Raw genomic sequence first — 17,726 nt, 5'->3', positions numbered from 1 at the left:
TCAAGCTGCAGTTCTTAGTTCAGAGAACGTCGCTCTCACCTTGGCGACGTTCTGGTGGACGATGACGCCTTCGTCCTCGGACAAGGTCCGGTCGCGCAGGCCGGGGACGGTGCGACCGGCCGCGGCGACGAACGCGTGGCAGGCGGTGACCAGGTCGAGGAACTCCACTGTCCGGTCGATGTTGCGGACCGCCGGGGCGACCGGGCTGGTGTCCTCGAAGTGCTCGCGGGCTTGTCGGGAGCGTTCGTTCTGGGCATGGTTGACCTGGAAGCGGGCGTGGTCGTCGCTCATCGCCTTGAACGCGATGTCCGGCCGCCGGAGCAGGTTCGTCGCCGCCGTGGTGGCGACGTGCTCGTCGCGGGTGAACTCCTCCACCACCCGGGCCCTGTCCACCGGGGTGACCGAGGCCGTCACCTCCGGACGTTTCAGGAACACGCTGGTCACCGCTGCGGCGACCTGGTCGTCCTGGGCCAGGGAGTGGATGGCGGTGATCTTCTCCTGGGGCGTGATGGGCGTCTCGACCTGGTTGCCCACGTAGCGGCGGGCGTCGTCCGGCACCCACCGGGTTTTGCCCTCGGGCGGAGTGAGGATGACGGCGAACCGCTCCTCCTCGTCCTCGATGAAGGCCAGCGTCCGGTGAACGGTGAAGGAGACACCGGGCTGACGACGGTCGGCCGGCCATCGCGAGGACGTCCACCTCGCCGACTTCACCGTGCTGAACTTCAGGCCGATATCCTCGGCCAGCCGCGTCAGCGTCGCGGTCACCGACCACTCCGGATCGGTCGGCACCCCGCCGCCCGTCTCCCGCATCGGCTCGATCTCCAGGGCGCGGTCCCCGATCGTGAACTGCCCGCGCGTCTGCTGTTCGACCACGTCCCGCAGCTCGGCCACGATCTGCTCGTAGCGGGACAAGGTCACTTCTCCGACGTTGCTGTTCTCCTCCGGCATGGTGCACTCACCATCCAACTGCGTTAACCGGCACGGCACTTCGGGCCGAGATGGACCGGTTCCGCTTCCTTTACGGAGAGTCAGACCAGAAGTAGGAAGATCGCAATAAAAGACGGAAAACGACCGAACGTGACCGTATGGGGTTCACAGAAGTGTTCGCCGCACGGTCACTGTGACCGAGTCCCGAACGTTTCCTTCCGCAGCCGCCAGGCGGCCACCTTGCACCGCTTCGAGCAGTAGACCGCCCGCACACTCCGGTCGACCCCGGCAATCCAGCCCGACCCGCAGATCGGACACGACCTCCGGTCGCCCTCACCGCGGACCGCCGCCAGGCGCCGACGCAACCGGCGCCGCAACCGCCACTGCCTGGAACGACACGCCGCCGAGCAGAACACCGCGTGCGGCCGGGCAGCCGGCCTCAGCCGTTCACCACAGCCCTCGCACACCCTCTGCACGGCCCCGCCAGCACCCTCAACCACCACGCCAGCGTAGGGCTCAGGCTACTCGCCAGCAGGGGATACGAAACGGGTTCTGAGGGCTGCGGCGGCAGGCACCTGCAGCAGTCCGGCCCGGGACTTTCGCGGGCGAGGTGGGCCGGTCCGGGGCGCCTGAAGGGAGGTGCACCGGTCCGGGCATCTCTCCGTCCGGCCCTGCCCGCAGCCGGCTCTGTCCGCCGGTGCAGGGTCTGTCCGGCTCCGGGACAGCCGCCCCGGGGCCGCAGGGCAGGTCCACGCGGCCCGCGGTCCCGGGCGCCCCGGCGCCGGCTTCTTCTCATGGACGGGGCCCCGCCGGGCACCGCGTCAGGGAGACGGTGGCCCAGATCGTCCGGGACCCGTCGCGTTCCACGTGCGTGCCAAGTGTCCGGGTGCAGTTGGCGACGATCTCCAGGCCGCGGCCGAAACCGGAGCTGCCGTGCCAGTGCCTGACGGTCCGTTGCGTACCCTGATCGCGCATCTGGATGCGCAGGTGGCTTCTGTTCTGCTGCAGCTCGGTGGTGATGACGCTGCTGCTGGTGTGGAGGATGGCGTTCGTGGCGAGTTCCGTGGCGATCAGCAGGGCCGTGTGCCGGACGCCTTCGTCGGTCAGGTGCTGCTGATCGAGCCATAAACGGGTCAGGTACCGGCAGACGGGGACGGCCCGGTCCACCGCCGGAAGACGCAGGGCGGTGGAACGCGACCGGAGCCAGCCGGTGGCCAGCACGCTCGCCACCGGGGTATCGGGCCATCGTTCGACTTCTTGCGGGGTAAGCGCGATACACGCATATGCAGGGGTCGTCGACATGACTCTCCTGGTGCTCGTGAGAGGCGCAGGCGGCAGAAGGTTCTGGTGTCCCGCAGCGGAGCGCGGGGGCGCCGCCGGCGTGGTGGGGGGTCCTTCACGCGTGTGAGAAGAAGGGGCATGGCACTGTGCTTCCCTCGGGCCCGGGAGGCGCGGGAGGGCGGTGGACACGAAGACAAAAGGGTGCATACGGTGTGCCGGTCCGCTGTCCGCGCGCTCCTTCCTGTCGGTGGCGGGAGATGCCTTTGTGCAGGGGCGTTTCGGCCTCCCGGCCGAATGCTCCGGCATCCACCCGGCCCGAAGACGGCGACAACCGCCGTGCCAATGCGGGACGGCGGTCTGTCGGGCTGGTCTGGTCCGGCAGCGAGGCGGCCTTGCCGCGACGTGCCCGACCGGGTGCTGGACCGGAACGTCAGCCGGCGCCGGGTGACGCCGGCTGACGCGTCCAATTCCTCTCCCGGGGCGCCCATAGCGGTAACCGGCCGTTCGGTGACCGGCGCGAATCGGACGCCCGATCGGCAGATGGCCACTTCCCCGGAGAGGAGGGGCGGTCAACCGTTGGACCTAACCGTTATCCGCCGGGCTCGCATATGACTGCAATAGGTGTCGGTGAAACGGTACCCGAATGGCTCACCCTGGTGCTATGAAATACCTGGATTTGATCCAGTTTAGAAATAGACGAATGGGCGGTGCGGATGCTTCGGAATCCCGCCGCCTGGCAGATTTCTGATGCATTGTCAGGTATTTTTTTCCGAGTCTTTCGCTGAATCCGGGGTGCCGGTCGGGGGCGCCTGGTATTCGGCCGGGATCCGTCGGATATGCGCCGGCAAGGTGCCGGATCGTTATTTCTGTGCCGCTGCTGCGAAGTGATGGATCGTTATTTCTGCGGAGCAGTACGGTTTTTTCACCGCCTGAATTTCATGAGAGGTGGGAAGAGGAGGGCGTGGACTGTTGAGGCGGTGAACGCTGTTGTGTTTGATTTTCCGCTTGGCGTTGTACTCCGAACGGGTGATTGGGTGCTTCCTCCCTTGAGGCGCCACGAATCCGTCCTTCTTACTGGGTTACGAACCGGCGGGTCGCCCATCCCTTCCCGGGGACGTGGCTGCTACCCGTTCCGGTCCTCGCTCCCCTCGCAGTGAAGTGTGCGGCGGCCAGACGGCGTTCTCGCTCGCAGAACAGGCCGCCCCCGGCAGGGGAAGGGCACCGCTCCGCCGACGTCGTCGCCAATGAGCACGCACGTCATCTGTAGGGAGTGTCAGCATGTTCCGTTCCCGTCTTGCCGCCGCCACCGCCACCGCCGCCCTGGCGGCGGGCGCCGTAGTGGGCTTCGCCCCCCTGGCCGCAGCGGCTCCCGCCGCCGTGGCCGCCTCCCCCTGCGTCAACGACCTGCAGGCCGCACAGGCTTCCAACAACGCCGCCATCGCCGCCGACCAGGCCAACGACACCAAGGCCGCCTTCGCCAGCAACCTGGGCACCGCCACCTCGCTCGCCTCCGCGCTCGGCGACTGCGCCGGGCAGCCGCCGGTGGTGGGAACCAATGTCCTCACGGCTTCCGCGGCCAACGCGACCGCCATCGTGTACAACCTGCTCGGATCGGCCAGTTCGGCACTGGGCTCCGAGCAGGCGACCGCTTCGGCGATCAGCCAGGCGCTGGCCAGCGCGACCTGACCCGTGCCCGGGCCGCCGCCCGGCCTCCAGGCTCCCGGCCCGAAGGCCGGCGCGCGCTCCGGCTGCCCGCTGCCGCCCGGCCGGCAGCGGGCAGCGAGAAGCCCCTCACCCTCTCCGTGCGCAGCCCGCCCCCCCCCAGCGGCCCGGACGTCCGCCGGCCCGCGAACCTTGCGGTCTGCTTGCTCTGCGCGCTCACGGCGCGGGCAGAGGCGTATGCCCGAAAGGCGATGCACTTTTTTCCGCCGCATACCGAGGCCACCGTACCGGCCACCGCCTTTCCTGATTCCCTGTGCCGCGCCTGCTGCATGGATTCTGGTTTCTGATTCCCGCCCTCCTCTCGCGGGCGAGAAACTGATGATGCCGCACCGCGCCCCAGGTGAAACCCCCTGGGGCGCGGTGCACATGCGCGGAGCACGGAACGGTGCGGACCAGCCGCCCGCAGACAGAAAATGGAGCTGAATTTGTCCGACCGTATTCGAGTCAAGCTTTCCGGAGGCCCGGACTGGATTTCCATTCCTCCCGTATGGGAAGTCCGGTCCCTGGAGGCCGAACCCAGAGTGAAAATCCTGTGCGGCAACGCCTATGAGCACTTCGACTTCTCGGGCCGTTACTCCCTCCATGAGGGCGAGCAGTTGCCCGTCTACCGCTGGTGCCGCCGTACATACGTGGCCGAATAGACCCGCCTCTGTGACCTCGAAAGGAAAATCCCATGATTAATCCGCCAGCCCCCGTGGGTGACTCATGACACGGCGGACCAAAGGCCGGGCCCGGGACGCCGTGGTCACCGGCATCGGGCTGTGCCTTCCCGGTCCGGGAGCCCCAGTGCTCACCGCCGACGATCTCTGGAACATCGCGTCCACCGGAACATCCTGCCTCAGCAAGAACGGCGTCTACTACGGCAGCGTGAACCTCCCGGACGAAACGTTCAACGAACGTGTACCCGGCATCCCCGAGTTCTTCTCACGCCACTACACAGACGCACACCGCTTCGGCCTGGTGTCACTGGCACAGGCATGCACGGACGCCGGCCTCGAGCCCCGGCGCGACCTGGAAGAAGCCGCCATCCTGGTGGGCCGCGGCGGCGTGGACGCCAACATCGACAGCTACCTCGCCGTCCTCAGAGCCGACCCCGCCACCTACCCGGCCGCCGACGCGCTGGAGATGTTCGTCGCAGCGGAACAGGCCGTCACCCCCTCGGACGTCGCCCTGGTCCAGGGCGCCCTCACCCGTTCCAGGGGCGCCAACTTCACCGTCTCCTGCGGCTGCGCCTCCTCAGCCCTCCAGATCGGCAACGCACAGCGCCTCATCGCCGCCGGCGAGATCGATATCGCCGTGGTGACCGGAGTCGACGTCTTCAGCGCCACCCTCATCCGCAACATCCAGCGCCTGCTGAGCGGAGCCCAGAGCACCTACGACACCATGCGCTCCCAGGACATGCCCAGTCTCCTGCCATCGTTCGATGCCCTGATGCGCCCCTACGACCGGCGCGCCGAATGCATCAACCACGGCGAGGGAGCCGCAACCATCGTCATGGAGAGCAGGGAACACGCCTTCCGCCGCGACGCCCTCCCTTACGGACAAGTCCTGTCCCAGGCCACCACCCGCGACGGCCTGGCCAACCCCCTGGCCAGCGACGAGAGCGGAAAAGCCCTGGTCTCCGCAGTACGCCGATGCCTCGGTGACACCTGGGAGATCAACCAGGTGCCCTACATCCACGGCGGCAGCGACGGCAACGTCGTCGTCACGGCATTCGAGGCCAACGCAGTCAAGGAACTGTACGGCCCCGCCTCGAGCGACCTGCTCATGACCTCACAGGAAGGCTGTTTCGGCCACAACGGCGCCCCGGCCGGCTGTCTCGGCGTGGCCCTGACCCTGCTCATGATGAACCACGGCCAGGTGTGCCCCACCGCCAACTGCGAACAGCCCTCCCCCCAGCTGACCTTCGACCCGGTCCCGGGAACAGCACCCCGCCCCCTCGACTTCGACTACGCCTTCAGCTTCAACTACCAAGTCGGGGGCGTGAAAAGCGCGATCCTGCTGGGAAGCCCCGACATCTGAGCCGCTGCCCCCAGCCGCCCCGGCCCCCAGGCCCCCACCCTCGGGGGCCGGCAAGGACCCGGCCCCCGCCCCTCGCCCCTCACAGCCCTTTGCCGCCCCGTCCCGTACAGCCGCATGCCGGCGCGCCCCTCCACCGCCCGGCCCCCCTCCCTCGTCCCGGACCGCACCCCCACACGCCCCGTCAACGACAAGGAGACTCCCGTGGCCCACCACAGCCACCCGTACCGCCCAGCGAACCCGCCCATCGCTGTCATCGGCATGGGCTGCCGACTGCCCGGGGACGCCGACTCCCCGGCCGCCCTGTGGCGTCTACTGGTCGAGGGCCGCGAAGCGGTGAGCACTCCACCACCCGGCCGCGGGATGACCCACCCCCAGGACGGGCTGCCCGCCCCCGCACCACCCGCCTTCCACCGAGGCGGTTACCTGAAGGACGTCTCACACTTCGACGCGGACTTCTTCGGGGTCTCCGGACGCGAGGCCGACGTACTCGACCCCCAGCACCGGCTGCTGCTGGAAGTCGCCTGGGAGGCCCTGGAACACGCAGGCATGCCCCCCGAACGCCTCGCCGGCTCCCCAACAGGCGTCTTCACAGGACTGAGCTACAACGACTACATGGATCAGCTGGCCGGCCGCCCCCAGGAACTCGAAGGCTCCATCCTGACCAACGGGCACTGCGTCGCCGCCGGCCGTCTCTCCTACCTCCTGGGCCTGCACGGCCCCAGCATCGCCCTCGACACCGCCTGCTCATCCTCCCTGGTCGCCTTCCACCTGGCCTGCGAATCACTGCACCGCCAGGACTGCGATCTCGCCCTGGCCGCCGGCGTCACCCTCATGCTCGCCCCCCGCATCACCCGCTCCTTCGCCAGAATGGGCATGCTCTCCCCGACCGGCCACTGCCACACCTTCGACGCCGCCGCGGACGGCTTCGTCCGCGGCGAGGGCTGCGGCGCCGTCGTCCTCAAACGCCTGGCCGACGCCCGCCGGGACGGCGACCGCATCCTCGCCGTCGTCCGCGGATCCGCCGTGAACCAGGACGGCCGCTCCGACGGCCTCGCCGCCCCCTCCCGCACCGCCCAGCAGAACCTCTACCGCACAGCCCTCGACCGGGCCGGCGTCGACCCCGCCCGCATCTCACTGATCGAAGCCCACGGCACAGGCACCCCTATCGGAGACCCCGTCGAGTTCGCCAGCCTGGCCGCCGTCTACGGCAACGGCCTCTCCCCATGCGCCCTGGGCTCGGTCAAGACCATCCTCGGCCACCTGGAACCCGCCGCAGGCATCACCGGACTGATCAAGACCGTCCTGTGCCTCCAGCACGCAACCATCCCCCCCAACCTCCACTTCACCCGATGGAACCCGGCCATCTCCGCAGACACCACCCGCTTCTACGTCCCGGTCCAATGCACCCCATGGCCCCGCAACCAGCCAGTCAGGCTGGCCGCAGTCTCCTCATTCGGCTTCTCCGGCACCAACGCCCACGTCATCCTGCAGCAGCCTCCCACCCCCCGCCGCACCACCCTGCCCGCCCCCCGCAAACCCCGCCTCTCCCCGCCCGAAGCGATCCTGGTCGCGGCCGGATCCCACCAAGCCCTGCCGGCAGCCGCCCGCCGCCTGGCCGACTGGCTGGACCACGACGGCGCCCGCACCCCCCTGCGGGACACCGCCCACACCCTGGCCCTGCGCCGCAGCCCCGGCCGGGGACGCCTCGCCGTCCTCGCCCGCTCCCGCACCGAAACGGTCAAGGCCCTCCGTCTGTTCGCCGACGGCCGCCCGCACCCGGCCCTCATCCCGGGCACCACCGACATCACCGCCCCCCGCCAGCCCGTATGGGTCTTCTCCGGCCAGGGCTCCCAATGGCCAGGCATGGGCCGTGAACTCCTCACCCACAACAAGACCTTCGCCAAAGCCCTGACCGACGTGGACACCCTCATCCGCAACGAGGCAGGCTTCTCCGTCCTGGAACTGATCCGGGCCGGCGAACCCATCACAGGATGCCCAAAGATCCAACCCACCCTCTTCGCCCTGCAGATCGCCCTCGCCGCCACATGGCAGGCACACGGCGTCCGACCCGCCGCCGTCATCGGCCACTCCATGGGAGAAGCCGCAGCCGCAGTCGTGGCCGAAGCCCTCACCCTCGCCGACGGCGTCCGCGTCATCTGCCGCCGCTCAGCACTCCTGGAACGAATCGCCGGAACAGGAGCGATGGCCAGCGTCGGCCTGCCCCAGGCCGCCCTCGAAGCCACCCTCGCCGACACCGGCGCCGACGCCGTGTCCGTGGCAGTCCTGGCAGCCCCCGACACCACCATCATCTCCGGCGACCGAGACCAGATCACCCACCTGACCGGCCAATGGAACCAACTCGGCATCCCCGCCTCTCCCATCGCCGTCGACGTCGCCTCACACAGCCCCCACGTCGACCCCCTCCTGCCCGACCTGCACCAGGCACTCTCCGGCCTCAACCCCCGCCCACCCCGCATCCCCTTCTACTCCACCGTGACCCAAGACCCCCGCCACGCCCCCCTCCTCGACGCCGCCTACTGGTGCGACAACCTGCGCCGCCCCGTCCGCTTCCACCCCGCCGTCACCGCCGCCGCCCAGGACCGCCACCAGCTCTACATCGAGATCTCACCCCACCCCGTGGTCACCCAGACCCTCACCGACACCCTGACCGAACTGACTCCCACCGCCGTCGTCCTGCCCACGCTGCGCCGCGCCCAGGACGAACCCACCACCTTCCTCACCCAGCTGGCAACCCTCCACTGCAACGGCGGCACCGTCGACTGGACCCCCCTGTACGGCGCCGGCGACCTGGCGGACACCCCCACCATCACCTTCGACCGCACCCGCCACTGGGCCACCGGCCGGGCAACCCTGCCCCCCGCAGACGCCCTGCCCGGCCACCACACCGAAACCCCCGGCGACCAGGTCCGCCACACCTGGAGCGCCACCGCCCCGGCCCTCCACCTGCCCTGGCTCAACGACCACCACGTCCACAACACCCCCGTCCTGCCCGGCGCCGGCTTCTGCGCCCTCTTCCACACCACAGCCCACGCCGCACTCACCGGCGCCCCCACGGACATCGCCCTCACCGACATCACCTTCCAAGACCTCCTGCGCCTGGACGACAACACCCAGATGAGCACCACCGTCACACCCGCCACCGGCGGGCAGGCCGCCTGCGAAATCCACTCCCGAAACCCGGACGGCTCCTGGCAACTGCACGCCACAGCCACCGCCCGCCGCGAGCCCGCACCCCACGACACCCGCCCCGCATCAGTACCCGCTCTGCGCGACAGACACCCCGTCCCCCTGGACCCCGCCAGGCTCTACACCACCCTGCGTGCCTGCGGCCTCGAACACGGCCCCGCCTTCACCGGCATCACCACGCTGCACACGACGAACCGCCAGGACAGCTTCTGGGCCGACATCCAACTGCCGCCCACCGCCCGCACCCCCGAACCCGCCCTCAGCATCCACCCCGTCCTCCTCGACCTGTGCCTGCAGCTACTGGTAGCAGGAATCGGCTTCGAGAGCCCTCCCGCACCGATCCTGCCGCTCCAGATCCGCACCCTTCGCATCCTCGGCGACCCCGCCCAGGCCGCCCACGCCCACGCACGGGTGACCGAGAACAGCCGCACAACCCTTGCCGGAGACATCCGAGTCCTGAACGCCCAGGGCCAGCCCCTCCTCGCCCTCGACGGCGTACGGTTCACCCGCCGCGAACCCGCCCAGGACAACACCGTCGACCAGTGGTTCATGCAACTCGGCTGGCACCCAACACCCTCCCCCCGCCCGACCACCACCCCACCCGGGAACTGGCTCATCATGGACGAGGGCGACGGCCAGGGCGAACACCTGGCCGCACTCCTGCGCGCCGCCGGCGCTCACACAGAAGTGAAGGAATACCCCTCAAACGCGGAGGAACTCGCACCCCTGGCCCACACCTTCGCCCAGCACCTGACCACCCGGACAAAACCCTGGCACGCCGTAGTCCTGCTGTTCCGCGCACCGACCACCCCCCACACCGACCCCCTCCAAGGCGCACAGCAACGGGCCCGGCAACTGCTCGCCTTCGCCCAGGCCGCCGACGAGCACAGCGGAGCATGGCGCCTGTACGCCGTCACCCGCCACGCCTACGCCGTCACCGAAGACGAGTCCGGCCACCCGGCCCACAGCACCGTACGCGGCGTGGCACGCGTCATGGCCGTCGAACAGCCCCACCTGCGGCCCACCCTCATCGACACCGACCCGGGCGAGAACGGACTGCGAGCCCTTGCCGCCGAACTCCTCGCCGACGCACCCGAAGACGAGGTCGCACTCCGCGGCGACACCCGGCACATCGCCCGCATCGAACGCGCCCCCATCACCCCCGCCGAACGCACCGCCTGCACCACCCGAACCGTCCGATTCGGACAGGACGGGTTCCGCCTGCGCGTCGGACAGCCCGGCAACCTCGACAGCCTCGAACTGGCTGCCACCGGCCGCCGCCAGCCCGGCGAAGGCGAAGTCGAAGTACGCGTCCATGCCGCAGGCCTCAACTTCCGCGACGTTTTGACCACCCTCGGCATGCTCGGCTCCGAGCCCGCCACCCCCTACCGCATCGGCTTCGAGTGCGCAGGCGAAATCAGCGCCGTAGGACCCGGCGTGCACCACCTGCGCCCCAAAGACCCCGTGCTCGCCGTCCAGCTCGAAGGCGGCGCCTTCGGCTCCTTCATCACCCTCCCCGCCCAGGCCGTCACCCCCCTGCCCCCCACCCTGACACCCACCACTGCAGCAGGACTGCCCACAGCCTTCCTCACCGCCTGGTACGCCCTGCGCCACGTCGCCCACCTCGCCCCGGGCGAACGCGTACTGATCCACTCCGCCACCGGAGGCACCGGCCTGGCCGCGATCGCCGTCGCCCGCCTCCTGGGCGCAGACATCCTCGCCACGGCCGGCAGCGAAGAAAAACGGCACCACCTGCGCGGCATGGGAATCCGCTGTGTCATGGACTCCCGCACCCTGGACTTCACCGAACAGACCCGCCAGGCCACCGACGGCCAGGGAGTCGACGTCGTCCTCAACTCCCTGGCCGGCCCCGCCATCCGAGCCGGCCTCGAAACCCTGCGCCCGTTCGGCAGGTTCATCGAACTCGGCGTACGCGACATCCTGGCCGACGCCCCCCTCAAGCTCGCACCCCTGCGCCACAACATCACTTTCAGCACCGTCGACCTCATCGAACTGCAACAGCAGCGCCCAGAGCTGTTCGCCACAGTCTTCCGCGAGGCCATGGACCACATCGCCGCCCAACGGCTCAAACCGCTCCTGTGCACCGAGTACCCGCTCGACCGAGCAGCAGACGCCTTCCACCTGATGGCCCGCGCCGGCCACCTCGGCAAGATCGTCCTGACCGTCCCCGACCAAGGAGAGACCACAGCCGTCCTGCCCGACGGACCACCCCTTGTACGCACCGACAGCGCCTACATCATCACCGGCGGCCTCTCGGGCCTGGGACTGGCCACCGCCCGCTGGCTGGCGGACCAAGGAGCCGGCCGCATCATTCTCAACGGCCGCCGGTGCCCCTCGCCCGAAACCGCACGAGCCATCAACGACCTCACCTCCAGCACCACCGTCGTCCTCGGCGACATCTCCCGGCCCGAAACCGCCCAGCGCCTGGTCACCGCCGCCACCAGCGGGGGCGTGCCCCTTCGCGGAATCGTGCACTGCGCCATGGTCCTCGACGACGCGGCACTGGCCACCGTCCAAGAACACCAGCTCAAACGTGTATGGGACCCCAAGGCCACCGGCGCCTGGAACCTCCACCAGGCCACCGCCACCCACTCACCGGACTGGTTCGTCCTGTACTCCTCAATGAGCTCCCTCCTGGGCAACGCCGGACAGGGAACGTACGCGGCAGCCAACGCCTGGCTCGACGCCTTCGCCACCTGGCGCACCCGCAACGGCCTGCCCACACTGGCCGTCGACTGGGGCCCCTGGGGCGAAACAGGACAGGCCGTCGACTTCGCCGAACGCGGCTACGAGACGATCCCCACCCGCAAGGGACTAGAGGCTCTGCGCTCCCTCCTCGCCCACCGCCGGGTCCAGACAGCCGTCATCCCGGGCCCGGCAAAAACCTGGATCCCCAGCGCCGCCGCGCACTCCAGCCTCTTCGAGCTCCTCACCCCAGCTCATACTGAAGCGCCTGAAACAATCACGAACCAGAATAATGGCCCCAAACACCACCAGAACAGCATTCGGCCCCGACTCCAGGCGCTGCCCCCCGGCATCGCCCGCCAGACTGCCCTGGAGAGCTACCTCGCCGACCACATCCGCACCATCCTGCGCACCGGCAGTAGCACCCTCGACCCGCACACCCCCCTCAAGTCCCTCGGCTTCGACTCACTCCTCGCCACGGAACTACGCATCCGCCTCGACACCGACCTCGACGTCCGCCTGGCCAGCAACTTCGTCTGGCAACACCCCACCGTCGCCTCCCTCGCCACAGCCCTGGCCCTCCACATGGGCCTGGCCCTCCAGAACGAATCACCCCTTTCCGACACCACCCCATAGCACCCAGCCAGCCCGACACGAGGCCTGATGCGCGACGATGGGGAGTGTAAAACGGTTGGCCCTGTCTCACATTCGGCGGTGACGGAGAGTCATGAGGGAGCGTTGCCATTTACACGAGGGATGTCAACGAGCTCGTCCGGACGGTGTTCTCGGGTCTGTCTCCGCTGCCCATCGAGAATGCAGGCGACGAAGGTGAGCGGATCCTCGTGCGGGCACGGACCCCGCGGACAGCGCGGTCCGCCCGGTGCGCAGGGCCTCTTCGGAACGCGTGCACGGCTATCACTGGCGGACCGTGGCCGACGTACCGGCCGATGAACGACAGGTAATGCTCCGTGTGCGGGTGCCGCGCCTGGTGCGTTCCACGCGCGGCTACCGCCACACCTTCCGCGAGCAGGTGCCCGGAGTGCTGGACCGATACCAGCGGCGAACCACCCGTCTGACCAAACAAATCAAGTCGGTGGTCAAGGAATTAGCAGGCCGGTCCGGGCCCGTCTGCTGGCGATACTCGCGGTGAGCCTGTCACGTCACACGGCTCTGCGCGCGCTCCTGCGCATCCCGCTCCCCCTCGGGCGGACGCCTCCTGCGCCGGCGGCACCGCTACGCCACCGCGATCATCGACGCCGAAACCCATGAACGGATCGACATACTGCCCGACCGCGCGGCCGACACGCTGGAGGCATGGCTGCGTGAGCATCCAGGCCTCGAGACCGTGTGCCGCGACGGCTCGGCGACCTACGCCGAAGCGACGCCGCGCCCTGCCCGACGCCACGCAAGTCGCCGACCGGTGGCATATCTGGCACAACCTGCGCGAAGCCGCCCTGAGCGAGGCCAAGGCGCACAGCACGTGCTGGGCGCGCCGATCTACCGCCCCCCACGTTCAGAACACCCTGGAGCGTTGGCACCAGGCCCACGGTCTGCTCGACCAGGATGTCGGCCTACTCGAACGCGCCCGCCGCCTGCAGCTGGCCCTGAACACCGCCAAACGGTACGCCCGCGCCGACAAGCCCGAGCGCATGCTCCGCGCCCCCAAGTACCGCGCCAGCCTGGTCGATCCCTACCATGAGCAACTGCGCAAACACCAGGCCGAAGACCCTTCTGTCCCCGTCAAGCACCTCTTCGAGGAGATCAAGGCCCTCGGCTTCACCGGCTGCCCGAACCTCCTGCACAAGTACATCAACCAGGGGCGCGCGGACGCCGACAGCAGCCACATCTCCCTGCGGCGGCTCGCCCGGATGCTGCTGACCAGGCCAAACAGCCTCAAGGCCGAACAACGCGACCTCCTGGCCAAGCTCACCGCCGCCTGCCCCGAGTGTCCCAACTGGCCGCCAGCAACGCAGCCTCCGCTCCTGGTGCCTCGCGCCGACAACGCCGACGCGCTCACGCGCTGGATCACTCAGGTCCGCGGCACCGACCTGCCCCACCTGCACGCCTTCACCCGCGGCCTGGAGCGAGACCTCGACGCCGTGAACGCCGCGCTCACGCTTCCCCGTACAGCAACGGCCCCACCGAAGGCGTCAACACCAATACCAAGCGGATCGCGCGCCAGATGCACGGACGAGCAGGCTTCGCGCCGCTTCGCCACCGCATCATCCTCGGATAGCAACACTCTCCGCCACCACCGAATGTGAGACAGGGCCCTTCGTCTGACAGACCCCTTCGAAGGCGCGCCCCCTACCAGAAGATCCACTGCTGGGCGGCGTCTTCGCCGCCCAGCGGCCCCCATGCATGCAGGGCGCGCGACGATGAACTGTGATACCGGGAACGAGCCTGCTGGAGGGCCCGTGGAAAGAGTCGTGAGCGACGTGAACCATGTGCATACTGCGGCCGCAGTCCGCCGTCGACAACGCACGTTCGTGCCGCCGTCCGGGGCGTACCTGCCAGACCCTCATGCCCGGGCGGGTGACGCCCTGCTGGACCGGTTGTTCTACGCGACGGTGGACGAATGCCCTGACCCCCACTGCCGCCCGCTGCTGCTCGACCACGTCGCGGCCGACGTGGGGGCGACACGCAAACTGGTCCACTGGGCCTGCTGGATCACCTCCGAGGTGTACGGCGGGCTTCCCGCGGAGCTGGTGGACGAAGACGAGGCGGCGACAACCGCCTTCAGCCCTTCACCCCTTTTCTGCCGGCTTGCCGCCGAGTACCACAATCCCGGGCCGTCCTTCGACGCCGTATACGCCACGTATGAAACCGCCCAGCGCCGTCAGGTAGCAGACAATGCTGTCGCCCTGGTCGACGGGCTTCAGGTGTGGTGGACAGACTTCCTCTACCAGTGACCCCCGCCCGCCCCCTGCGAACCTTCAGCCGAGCCTCCCAAGGAACCACCCGATGGCCACCAACCCCAGCCCCGCTGTCCCGGACAGCCATCCGCCCCTGACCAACACTTTCGCGCCTGCCCGCCGGACGCTGCGCACGGATCAGCAGGCGGCGGTGGACAGCGGGGCAAGAGGTCTGAGGAAACCCGGGAGCCGCGGGCACATGGTGTCGGCGTGCGGTACGGGCAAGACGCTGATCGCGCTGCGCACGGCCGAAGCCCTGGATGCCCGGTTTCTGCTGGTGGTGGTGCCATCGAGGGACTTGATCGGCCAGTGGGCGGCCGCAGCCCGCGCTGACGGCCGCACCGAGGCGTTGATGGCGGTGTCATCGCTGAACGCGGACAAACACCCCGTGCTGGCCAAGGCGGGCGCGAGCAGTACGGGTTCGGGGGAGTACCTGGCGTACTGGCTGGTCCAGCGCGCCAGGAAGAACGAGAAGGCGATCGTGCTCGTGACCCTCGACTCCCTCCCGCGGATCGAGGAAATCCAGCACTCCGTCTTCACCGCACCCGCCTTCGACCTCGCAATCATCGACGAGGCGCACCGCACCGCGGGCTCCTGGGACAAGGAATGGACGATGGTCCACGATTCCTCCCGGATTCGTGCGGAGCGCCGCCTGTACCTGACCGCCACGCCCTATGAATGGGAGGCGCCGCGCCTGGCCGAGGCCCCCGACACCCGCCCGCGCCCCAAGCGGACCGCAACGACCGCACCGGAGTGGGAGTCCCCGTCCCTGATCGCCTCCATGGACGACATCAAGGTATTCGGCCCCCGCCTGCACACCTACACCCACGCGGCTGCGATCGAGGACGGCGTCCTGGCCGACTACCAGCTCCTGATCCCCACCATCACCGACACCGACCTGCGCACGGTCCTGACCGACCCCGACCACGCGCACACCGGTTTCGCCCCGACCACGCGCCGGACGACCGCCCTGCACCTGGCGATCCTCAAAGCGATGACCGAACACGACCTCCGCCATGTGATCGTCTACTTCCAACAGGTCGCCGACGCAGAAGACTTCGCCCGCCAGTTCCCCCACACCCTGCGCGCCCTCCCACCCGACCAACGCCCCTCCTGGGCCGGCACCCTGGCCGTCTCCTCGATCAACGGCAACCACACCCCCGACCAGCGCGCGAAACTCCTCAACCAGTTCGCGAACGCCGACCGCGCCGTGATCACCAACGCCCAAGTCCTGGGCGAAGGCATCGACTTGCCAGCTGTGGACGCAATCGTGTTCGCCTCCCGCACCGAGAGCGTGCGCCGCATCGTCCAGGCCCTGGGCCGCGCCCTGCGCAAACCCCCCACCACCGATGTGAAGACCGCGAGCCTGATCATCCCCGCCTACACTCCACCCGACTCCGACCCCACCGACCTCCTCGACACCCCCTACGAAGCCCTCTGGCTCATCACCGCAGCACTGCGCCACCACGACCAGACGATTGCTGCCCGCGCCCCGCGCAAGGCCACCACGCACCGCCTGGACGCCGACACCCACCGCCTCCTCACCCGCCGGTTCCGCTTCGACTTCACCCTCGACCCGGGCACGATCGCCCGCGCGATGGACCTGCTGGCCTGGCCGTCGGCCGGCGCAGTCCTTTCCGCACCCCGCCGTGCCGGCCTGGCGGCGGCCACCCGCTACCACACAGAACACGGTCACCTGAAGGTCCCGGTCGACTACACCGACGCCTACGGCTACCGCCTCGGCCCCTTCATCGCCGGCCAGCGCACCGCCCACCGCCGCGGCACCCTGACCGCGGACTGGACCGCCGAACTCGAAGAGCTCGGCATGATCTGGGACGAGCACGAAGCCGCCTTCGAAGGCAACATGACCCTCGTCGAGGCATTCCACGCCGAGCACGGCCATCTCGCCATCCCTGCCCACGATCCCGGCGGCCAATTCCTCGTCGACCAACGCGGCCTGGCCCGCAAAGACCAACTCCCCACAACCCGTCACACACGCCTCACCGCCCTCGACCCCAACTGGCTCCTCCCGTACGGACCCGACTGGCACCGCAAGTACCACATCCTGGCCCGCCACATCCAGGACGGACACGACCCCGCAAAACTGCGCCGCGACACGGTGATTGACGGCATGAAAGCCGGCACCTGGCTACACCGCCAGCTCACCACCTGGAACACCCTTGACGACGGTCAACGCCACCTCCTGGCCCGCCTTGGCCTCACCCCGGACCACGTCACCCTGACAACGAAGAAGACCACCACCCCCGCCACACCCAGCACCCTCAAGACCAGAAAACGCCGCTCCTTCGAACAGACAGCCACACTGCTGCGCGCCTTCATCGAGCGGCACGGCCGACTTCCCGGAGCCCGGGAGGGGATCGAGGTCGACGGGGAACGCATCATGATCGGCCCCTGGCTCTGCAAGATCCGCACCAGCCAGAGGAACAATCAACTCTCCGACAGCAGAAGCAAGTTGATCCAGACCATCCTCCATGAAGCCAGCACCGCCCCCGCCGAAGAGGAGCGCCCCGAAAACTCAGAGATCCCGTAACTTTTTTGCCCACAACTCGAATAAGGAAGCACCCCGGAAGCGCTACGATAGAGACCGACGGGAAGGCCCTCCGGATCCGGGAAGGCCCGCACCTCCGACACGAGAGCAGCCGGCCCAGAACCTCGTCAGCAGAACCCAAGCAGTTCATGTAAGACGGTGTGCTTGACCAGGCGTCAAGCACACCCGCCACACCCCTTGCTGCCGCAGTCTCAGGCCAGCGCGGAGCGCAGGCCGTTCAGGCCGGATCGCGGAGCGATCCGAGCCGCTGGGCCACGGAGTGGACCGGCAAGGCATCACGGAGTGATGCCCACTCACGACGGAGTCGTGAGGTTTCCGGCGAAGCCGGAACCGCCGCGTAGCGGCGGCGCGTCGTCTTCGCGGAGCGAAGCGCGCGC

General features: G+C 68.9%; 8 protein-coding genes and 1 pseudogene. 7 read left to right on the top strand and 2 right to left on the bottom strand.

What is annotated here, in order from left to right; translation table 11 throughout:
- Nucleotides 1–948, bottom strand: a complete 948-nt coding sequence (locus tag ACFYW1_RS35380; RefSeq protein ID WP_389002950.1) for a DUF6192 family protein — start codon at nucleotides 946–948, stop codon at nucleotides 1–3.
- A gap of 771 nt (nucleotides 949–1,719) precedes the next feature.
- Nucleotides 1,720–2,157: an ATP-binding protein gene (locus ACFYW1_RS35375; protein ID WP_389002947.1), complete on the bottom strand. Its 438-nt coding sequence runs from the start codon at nucleotides 2,155–2,157 to the stop codon at nucleotides 1,720–1,722.
- A gap of 1,329 nt (nucleotides 2,158–3,486) precedes the next feature.
- Here ACFYW1_RS35375 and ACFYW1_RS35370 point away from each other — a divergent pair.
- From ACFYW1_RS35370 to ACFYW1_RS35340, 7 genes and pseudogenes are all read left to right on the top strand, one after another.
- Entirely contained in the window at nucleotides 3,487–3,894 is a 408-nt protein-coding gene (locus tag ACFYW1_RS35370; protein ID WP_389002944.1) for a hypothetical protein, read from the top strand.
- Between the two features lie 449 nt (nucleotides 3,895–4,343).
- Nucleotides 4,344–4,571 carry a DUF5988 family protein gene (locus ACFYW1_RS35365; RefSeq protein WP_389002941.1) on the top strand — a complete coding sequence of 76 codons (228 nt, stop codon included), beginning with the start codon at nucleotides 4,344–4,346 and terminating at the stop codon, nucleotides 4,569–4,571.
- A 145-nt stretch (nucleotides 4,572–4,716) separates the two neighbouring features.
- The gene (locus ACFYW1_RS35360; RefSeq protein ID WP_389002938.1) at nucleotides 4,717–5,952 is read left to right on the top strand and encodes a beta-ketoacyl synthase N-terminal-like domain-containing protein; all 1,236 of its coding nucleotides are present in this window, start codon (nucleotides 4,717–4,719) and stop codon (nucleotides 5,950–5,952) included.
- Nucleotides 5,953–6,210: 258 nt separating this feature from the next.
- Nucleotides 6,211–12,501 (top strand): SDR family NAD(P)-dependent oxidoreductase, encoded by a 6,291-nt coding sequence (locus ACFYW1_RS35355; protein ID WP_389003048.1) that lies wholly within the window; start codon nucleotides 6,211–6,213, stop codon nucleotides 12,499–12,501.
- Between the two features lie 107 nt (nucleotides 12,502–12,608).
- A pseudogene (locus ACFYW1_RS35350) lies at nucleotides 12,609–14,101 on the top strand (ISL3 family transposase).
- A gap of 193 nt (nucleotides 14,102–14,294) precedes the next feature.
- Complete coding sequence (locus tag ACFYW1_RS35345; protein WP_389002935.1) at nucleotides 14,295–14,777, top strand: hypothetical protein; 483 nt, start codon at nucleotides 14,295–14,297, stop codon at nucleotides 14,775–14,777.
- Between the two features lie 52 nt (nucleotides 14,778–14,829).
- Nucleotides 14,830–17,331 carry a Helicase associated domain protein gene (locus ACFYW1_RS35340; RefSeq protein WP_389002932.1) on the top strand — a complete coding sequence of 834 codons (2,502 nt, stop codon included), beginning with the start codon at nucleotides 14,830–14,832 and terminating at the stop codon, nucleotides 17,329–17,331.
- Nucleotides 17,332–17,726: the final 395 nt, after the last annotated feature.

The sequence above is a fragment of the Streptomyces sp. NPDC002669 genome, from assembly GCF_042889165.1.
Taxonomy (GTDB): Bacteria; Actinomycetota; Actinomycetes; order Streptomycetales; family Streptomycetaceae; genus Streptomyces.
This window is presented reverse-complemented; position numbering and strand designations above follow the sequence as displayed.

Coding starts and splice junctions, on each gene's coding strand:
- ACFYW1_RS35340 (WP_389002932.1), top strand. CDS start 14,830: ATGGCCACCAACCCCAGCCCCGCTGTCCCGGACAGCCATCCGCCCCTG.
- ACFYW1_RS35370 (WP_389002944.1), top strand. CDS start 3,487: ATGTTCCGTTCCCGTCTTGCCGCCGCCACCGCCACCGCCGCCCTGGCG.
- ACFYW1_RS35365 (WP_389002941.1), top strand. CDS start 4,344: ATGGAGCTGAATTTGTCCGACCGTATTCGAGTCAAGCTTTCCGGAGGC.
- ACFYW1_RS35355 (WP_389003048.1), top strand. CDS start 6,211: ATGGGCTGCCGACTGCCCGGGGACGCCGACTCCCCGGCCGCCCTGTGG.
- ACFYW1_RS35380 (WP_389002950.1), bottom strand. CDS start 948: ATGCCGGAGGAGAACAGCAACGTCGGAGAAGTGACCTTGTCCCGCTAC.